Here is a 7,542-nt window from a genome sequence, read left to right as displayed (position 1 = left end):
CGTGATCGAGGTGTCGGGCCGGACGTATCCCGTCGAGGTCCGGTACCGGCCGCGCGGCGCCCGGGCCGGCCGCGGCGGCCCCGCCGCGGCCGACTGCGCCCCCGCCCCCGCCCCCCCCCGGCCCCCCCCCACGACCGCCCCCGCCTACCCCGAGGAGGGCGCGCTCCGCGCTGGGCACATCCCGACCGCGGCATCCGTGCCGTGGGCGCGCGCAGCTGCGGGCGACGGCACCTTCAAGTCGCGTGCGGAGCTCGACGCGATCTACCGCGACGAGGTCGGACTCGCCGACGGCGACGACATCGTGGCGTACTGCCGTATCGGCGAGCGGTCGAGCCACACGTGGTTCGTCCTGCAGCACCTCCTCGGCTTCGAGAACGTGCGCAACTACGACGGCTCGTGGACCGAATGGGGCAGCGCGGTGCGGGTGCCGATCGTGACGGGTGCCGAGCGCGGCGAGGTGCCCGGCCGCTGATCGTCGGCCGAGCGGACCGTCGGCGACCGGCCGACGGTCCGGCCGCCCGTGGGAGAATGGACCGGATGGAACAGACGACCCTGCCCCCCGCCCTCGCCGAGATCCGCGACGACTTCCTCGCGCTCGGCGTGCGCGATCGGCTGCAGCTGCTGCTCGAGTTCTCGAACGAACTGCCCGCGCTCCCCGAACGGTATGCCGACCACCCCGACCTGCTCGAGCGGGTCGAGGAGTGCCAGTCGCCCGTCTTCATCTTCGTCGAGGTGGCCGACGGCGTCGTGCACCTCTTCGCGACCGCGCCCGCCGAGTCGCCGACGACGCGCGGGTTCGCATCGATCCTCGTGCAGGGGCTCGCCGGGCTCTCCGTGCAGGAGGTGCTCGACATCCCCGCCGACTACCCGCAGTCGCTCGGCCTCGCCGAGGCGGTGTCGCCGCTCCGGGTTCGCGGCATGACGGGCATGCTCGCCCGCACGAAGCGGCAGCTGCGCGAGCGCGTCGCCGCCTGATCAGCCGACGATCTCGGCGTCGCCCTCGGCCGCCGGTTCGTCGCGTCGTCCTCTCGTCGCGAGGAAGGCGACGATCAGCTCGCTCCACCGCTCGGGATCGTGGTTCCACAGCTTCGTGTGACGGGCTCCGGTGAACTCCTCGAACTGCACGAGATCGGGGCGGGATGCCGCCAACCGGCGCGACCCGTCGATGGGGACGAACCCGTCGTCCACGCTGTGCATGAGCAGCATCGGCACGGTGAACTCCTCGGCCCTGGCCACGAGGTCGAGCGCCACGAGGTCGATCGGTGCGGCGGCACCCGTGAGTCCCGCACCGACGGGTGCTCCGAGCACACCGGCGACGAGATCGCCGAGGCCCGCGGGCAATCCCATGGCGGAACCCTGGAACCGGAGGATGTCGACCCAGTCGATCGCGGGAGAGTCGAGGACGACCCCGACCAGGTGCTCGCGCACCTCCTCCGAGCGCAGCACCGCCTGCAGCGAGATCATGCCGCCCATCGACCAGCCCATCAGCACGATCTCGCGGGCCCCCCGCGCGACGACGAAACGCACCGCGGCGACGACGTCCTCCCACTCGGTGCCTCCGAGACCGTATCGGCGATCGGTGCTCTCGGGAGCCTCGCCGTCGTTGCGGTAGGAGATGAGGAGGCTGTTCCAGCCGGCCTCGCGCACGGGGCGGACGGCTCGCAGGGTCTCGTGCCGTTTCGCCCCCCGGCCGTGCACGTGCACGACCCAGCGATCGGTCGGTGCGTCTGCCGGCACCGACCACGCCGGCGCGGCGCCGAGGGGCGTCTGCACGACGGCCTCGCGGTACGGGACGTCGAGTTCCCAGGGGCCGAGGAAGTACCAGCCGTCGATCCGGCCCCGTCGGGCTCGGTCGAGGCGTCCGAAGTCGACCGAGTCGATCCCCCTGATGACCATGCCGCCGCGCGCTTCGTCGACCTCGGCGATGCGGGCGTGGCCGGCGTCGCCGTCGAACCAGAGGCCGTACCGGCCGCGCATCCTCGCTTCGTCGCCGTCGGCGAGCGTGATCCGCCGCCCGGCGAGATCGACGGCGAGGATCCGCACGTCCTCCTCGCGCTTCGTGGAGGGGGTGACGACCTTGCGGGCGAACACCACGGTGGCCAACGCCGTGACGGCGGCCGTGATGACGGCGATCGCGCCGGCGACCATTCCGACCGCGGCGAGCGTCGTGCCGATGATGCGGAACCCGCCCCGCCGCTGTGCCATCCGCCGCTTCCTCCCCGATGAACCGATCCCACTGCGTGCCGGTGCGGCGTGCCGCCGCTGCCGGTTCCGATGGAGACTCTAGTCTGCACTCGTGCCCGACCACCCGTCCTCCTCCCCCGCCGAGTTCGAGAACGCACTCGCCTCGATCCGGGCCGCCGCGCCGCGCGCCGAGCTCTCGGTGTCGGAGATCCCGGCGCCCGGCGGTCTGGCCCCGTTCGCGGCGGCGCTGTCGGCCGACGTCTCCCCGACGCGCCACGGCGACGACTCCGAACTCGGCACCGGCCGGTTCATCGTGCTGTACGACCCGAGCGAGCCCGAGGCCTGGGGCGGGCGGTTCCGCATCGTGTGCTTCGCGCAGGCACCCCTCGAGACCGACATCGGCCTCGATCCGTTCCTCGCGGACGTGGCGTGGTCGTGGCTGATCGACGCGTTGGACGCACGCGGCGCGCGCTACATCGCGGCGTCGGGCACGGCGACGAAGATCCTCTCGACCGGCTTCGGCGAGCTCGCCCACCAGGGTGACGGCGCGCAGATCGAGCTGCGCGCGTCCTGGACGCCCCTCGACGCCGCCATCGGCGCCCATGTGGAAGGCTGGGGTGAGTTGTTGTGCATGCTCGCGGGACTGCCGCCGCGTGCTGAAGGGGTGACCGCACTGCCCCGCCGGAGGTCGGATCGTGGATGAGTATCGGGTGATCGAGACGCCCGCGGCGTTCGACGAGGCCGTTGACCGGTTGCTGGGCGGATCGGGGCCCATCGCCGTCGACGCCGAGCGTGCGAGCGGCTTCCGCTACTCCCAGCGCGCCTACCTCATCCAGATGTACCGGCGCGGTGCGGGCGTCTTCCTCTTCGACGCCCCCGAGGTGCCCGACTTCTCCGCGCTCGAGAACGGCATCCGCTCGGAGGAGTGGGTGCTGCACGCCGCGAGCCAGGACCTCGCATGTCTTCGCGAGGTCGGCCTCGACCCCGATCGCATCTTCGACACCGAACTCGCGGCGCGCCTGCTCGGCATGCCTCGCGTGGGCCTCGCGTCGGTCGTGGAGGACCTTCTCGGCATCAAGCTCGCGAAGGAGCACTCGGCGGCCGACTGGTCGACGAGACCGCTGCCGCAATCGTGGCTGAAGTACGCGGCCCTCGACGTCGAACTGCTCGTCGACGTGCGCGATCGGCTCGCCGAGCGCCTCGACGCGACCGGCAAGGCCGGCCTCGCCGTCGAGGAGTTCGACGCCGTGCTGCACCGCGCGGCGAAGCCGCCCGCCGCCGAGCCCTGGCGACGCCTCTCCGGCATCCACGCCATGCGGAGTCCCCGCAACCTCGCCGTCGCCCGCGAACTGTGGGTGTCGCGCGACGCCCTGGCCGCCGAGACCGACATCGCGCCGGGCCGACTCGTTCCCGACGCCTCGATCGTCGCCGTCGCGCGCGCCCTGCCGTCCACTCGGCGCGCACTGGCGGACCTCCGAGAGTTCACCGGTCGCGCGAGCCGTACCGAGCTCGACCGCTGGTGGACGGCGCTCGAGCGCGGCCTCACCACCGACGAGCTGCCGGCGGTGCGCGTGCCGAGCGATGCCCCGCCTCCGCCGCGTGCATGGGCGAGCCGGAATCCCGAGGCCGACGCCCGTCTGAAGGCCGCGAAGGCCGCGGTGGCCGAGGTCGCTGAAGAGCTCGAGATGCCCCTCGAGAACCTCCTCACGCCCGATTTCCTGCGTCGGGTGGCCTGGCACCCCCCACAGCCGGCCGACGCCGCGGGCGTCGGCGCGGCCCTCGCGCAGCTCGGCGCGCGCCCGTGGCAGATTGCGGCAACCGCACAGACGATCGCCGATGCGTTTGTCGAGGCGTCACAATCGCTCCTCGACGCGACCTCCGAGGGTTCGTAGGAACCGTCAAGCGATTCACGGGCGCTCGGCACCGGTTCGTAGGATCGAGGCATCCTGATTTCGAAACGGAGCTGCAGCGTGGCTGAACGAGCTGATGTCGTGTTCGTCGATGGGGTTCGGACCCCGTTCGGACGAGCCGGTGAAAAGGGCATGTACTGGAACACGAGGGCCGACGACCTCGCGGTCAAGGCGATCACCGGGCTCCTGGAGCGCAACCCGAACCTTCCTCCCGAGCGCGTCGACGACGTCGCCATCGCTGCGACGACGCAGCAGGGCGACCAGGGCCTGACGCTCGGCCGCACGGCGGCGATCCTCGCCGGCCTGCCGATGAGCGTTCCCGGCTTCGCGATCGACCGCATGTGCGCCGGCGCCATGACCGCGGTGACGACGACGGGTTCGGGCATCGGCTTCGGGCAGTACGACGTCGTCATCGCCGGCGGCGTCGAGCACATGGGCCGTCACCCGATGGGCCTCGACGCCGACCCGAACCCCCGGTTCCTCACCGAGAAGCTCGTGGCCGCCGACGCACTCAACATGGGCAACACGGCCGAGCGCCTGCACGACCGGTTCCCCGAGCTCACGAAGGAGCGCAGCGACCGATTCGGCATGCTGAGCCAGCAGAAGGTGCAGGCCGCCTACGACGCCGGCCACATCCAGCCCGATCTCGTGCCGGTCGCGATCCGCACCGCCGAGGGCTGGGGCCTCGCGAGCGAAGACGAGGGTCGCCGCCCCGCGACCACGATGGAGGGGCTCGCGAGCCTCAAGACCCCGTTCCGCCCGCACGGCCGGGTGACCGCGGGCAACGCGTCGCCGCTCACCGACGGTGCGACCGCTGCAATCCTCGCGAGCTCCGACGCCGCGAAGGAGCTCGGCCTCACGACGAAGATGCGCATGGTGAGCTTCGGCTTCGCCGGCGTCGAGCCCGAGGTCATGGGCATCGGGCCGATCCCCTCGACCGAGAAGGCGCTCAAGCGCGCCGGCCTCTCGATCGACGACATCGGCCTCTTCGAGCTCAACGAGGCCTTCGCCGTGCAGGTGCTGAGCTTCCTCGACCACTTCGGCATCGCCGACGACGACGCCCGGGTCAACCCGTGGGGCGGCGCCATCGCGATCGGCCACCCGCTCGCCGCCTCGGGCGTTCGCCTCATGCTGCAGCTCGCGCGCCAGTTCGAGCAGCACCCCGAGGTCCGCTACGGCATCACCGCGATGTGCGTCGGCCTCGGCCAGGGCGGCACCGTCATCTGGGAGAACCCCCACCACAAGCGCTACGGAAAGGGCCGCTGAGCGACATGACCGACTACTCGAAGATCGACTTCTCCGAGCTGGCGGCCGCGTTCGCCGACGACGAGGTCGTCACGCACTCCTACGTGCGCGACATCCGCCTGGCGTCGGGCCGCGTGATCGCGCTCATCACGCTCGACAACGGTCGCGACCACACCCGGCCCTCGACGCTCGGCCCGGTCACGCTGATCGAGCTCGGCGAACGGCTCGACGAGTTGAAGGCCCGTGCCGCCGCCGGCGAGATCCAGGCGGTCGCGATCACCGGCAAGCCGTACTTCCTCGCCGCAGGCGCCGATCTCTCGAAGGTGGGCGAGATCCCGAGCCGCGACATCGCGCTGAAGATGGGCCAGCTCGGCCACATGGTGTTCGGCAAGCTGGGCGAGCTCGGCGTGCCCTCGTTCACGTTCATCAACGGCCTCGCCCTCGGCGGCGGCCTCGAGGTCGCGCTCAACAGCGACTACCGCACCGTGGATGCCTCGGCGCCCGCGATCGCGCTGCCCGAGGTCTTCCTCGGCATCGTGCCCGCCTGGGGCGGGGCGTACCTGCTGCCGAACCTGATCGGCATCGAGAACGCCCTCAAGGTGGTCATCGAGAACCCCCTGAAGAACAACCGGATGCTGAAGGCGAAGGACGCCCTCGAGCTCGGCATCGCCGATGCGATGTTCGCGCCGGTCAACTTCCTCGAGGATTCGCTCAAGTGGGCCGACGGCGTGCTCGGCGGCTCGGTTCAGGTGAAGCGTCCCAACGTTCCCGGCAAGCTCGAGCGGCTCGCCAAGTGGGACGTCGCGGTCGGCATCGCCCGCAAGAGCATCGAGGGCAAGCTCGGCACGACCGCGAAGTCGCCGTACGTCGCGCTCGACCTCCTCAAGGCGGCGAAGTCCGGCACCAAGGCGGAGGGCTTCGCCCGTGAGGACGAGGCGCTCGCCGACCTCGTCTCGGGCGACCAGTTCGTCGCCTCGATCTACGCCTTCAACCTCGTGCAGAAGCGTGCCAAGCGCCCCGCCGGCGCGCCCGACAAGTCGCTCGCCCGGAAGGTGACGAAGGTCGGCATCATCGGCGCCGGCCTCATGGCGAGCCAGTTCGCACTGCTCTTCGTGCGTCGCCTGCAGGTGCCCGTCGTCATCACCGATCTCGACCAGGCCCGCGTCGACAAGGGTCTCGCCTACATCCGCGACGAGATCGGCACGCTCGAACAGAAGGGCCGCATCGACGCCGACGAGGCGAATCGACTGCGGGCGCTCGTCTCGGGCACGACCGACAAGGCCGACTTCTCCGACTGCGACTGGGTCATCGAAGCGGTCTTCGAAGACCTCGCCGTGAAGCAGCAGGTGTTCGCCGAGGTCGAGCCGCACCTCTCGGAGACCGCGATCATCGCGACGAACACGTCGTCGCTCTCGGTCGAGGAGATCGGCGAGAAGCTCACCCACCCCGAGCGCCTCGTCGGCTTCCACTTCTTCAACCCGGTCGCGGTCATGCCCCTCATCGAGATCGTGAAGACCCCGAAGACCGACGACGAGACGCTCGCCACCGCGTTCGCCACCGCCGCGAAGCTCAAGAAGAGCGCCGTGCTCACGGCCGACGCGCCCGGCTTCGTCGTGAACCGACTGCTCGCGAAGGTCATGGGCGAGGCGGCACGCGCCGTCGACGAGGGCACCCCGGTGCCGGTCGTCGAGAAGGCGCTCGCGCCGATCGGGCTGCCGATGGGGCCGTTCGAGCTCATCGACCTCGTCGGCTGGGCGGTCGCCGCCCACGTCCAGGACACGATGGTGCGCGAGTTCCCCGAGCGGTTCTACGCCTCGGAGAACATGCACGCCCTCTCGAAGCTGGGCTCGCCCGTCGTCGAGAAGGACAAGCACGGCAAGGTCACCGATCTGACCAAGGACGCGAAGAAGGCGATCACCGTCGGCAAGACGTCGGTCGACGCCGCGACGATCCTGCGCCGCGTCGAAGACGAACTCGCACGTGAGATCAAGCTCATGCTCGACGAAGGCGTGGTCGCCGCGGCCGAAGACATCGACCTCTGCCTCATCCTCGGCGCCGGCTGGCCCTTCCAGGCCGGCGGTGCGACGCCGTACCTCGACCGGGTCGGGGCCTCGGAGCGTGTGTTCGGAGACACCTTCCACCATCCGGCGATCCGCGGCGTGGGCGCGTAGCGCACTCGCCGAACCAGAGCGGGCCCGCGACC

The 7,542-nt window shown here is 71.1% G+C and carries 7 protein-coding genes; 6 read left to right on the top strand and 1 reads right to left on the bottom strand.

From position 1 onward, the window contains the following. Window positions 1–472: rhodanese-like domain-containing protein (locus ACWGPE_RS18305; protein WP_452049221.1), on the top strand; the 472-nt coding region annotated here is incomplete at its 5' end. A 65-nt stretch (window positions 473–537) separates the two neighbouring features. Next, window positions 538–975: a SufE family protein gene (locus tag ACWGPE_RS18300; protein WP_231430857.1), complete on the top strand. Its 438-nt coding sequence runs from the start codon at window positions 538–540 to the stop codon at window positions 973–975. On the opposite strand, the gene ACWGPE_RS18295 is transcribed toward ACWGPE_RS18300, so the two are convergent. Next, window positions 976–2,205: an alpha/beta hydrolase family protein gene (locus ACWGPE_RS18295; RefSeq protein ID WP_231430856.1), complete on the bottom strand. Its 1,230-nt coding sequence runs from the start codon at window positions 2,203–2,205 to the stop codon at window positions 976–978. A gap of 91 nt (window positions 2,206–2,296) precedes the next feature. On the opposite strand from ACWGPE_RS18295, the gene ACWGPE_RS18290 reads away from it, so the two are divergent. The 4 genes from ACWGPE_RS18290 to ACWGPE_RS18275 all read left to right on the top strand — a co-directional run bounded on the left by ACWGPE_RS18290 (window position 2,297) and on the right by ACWGPE_RS18275 (window position 7,510). After that, complete coding sequence (locus ACWGPE_RS18290) at window positions 2,297–2,887, top strand: DUF3000 domain-containing protein (RefSeq protein WP_452049220.1); 591 nt, start codon at window positions 2,297–2,299, stop codon at window positions 2,885–2,887. Then, window positions 2,880–4,076, top strand: a complete 1,197-nt coding sequence (locus ACWGPE_RS18285; protein ID WP_376931528.1) for an HRDC domain-containing protein — start codon at window positions 2,880–2,882, stop codon at window positions 4,074–4,076. The genes ACWGPE_RS18290 and ACWGPE_RS18285 overlap by 8 nt, the downstream gene beginning before the upstream one ends. 78 nt (window positions 4,077–4,154) lie before the next feature. After that, window positions 4,155–5,360 (top strand): thiolase family protein, encoded by a 1,206-nt coding sequence (locus ACWGPE_RS18280; protein WP_231430853.1) that lies wholly within the window; start codon window positions 4,155–4,157, stop codon window positions 5,358–5,360. Between the two features lie 5 nt (window positions 5,361–5,365). Next, window positions 5,366–7,510, top strand: coding sequence for a 3-hydroxyacyl-CoA dehydrogenase NAD-binding domain-containing protein (locus ACWGPE_RS18275; RefSeq protein WP_452049219.1), 2,145 nt, complete (start codon window positions 5,366–5,368; stop codon window positions 7,508–7,510). The last annotated feature ends 32 nt before the right edge of the window (window positions 7,511–7,542 follow it).

This window comes from Agromyces sp. NPDC055658 (genome assembly GCF_053618155.1).
Note: the sequence above shows the minus strand (reverse complement) of the source record. Positions and strands in the feature narration are given on the sequence as shown.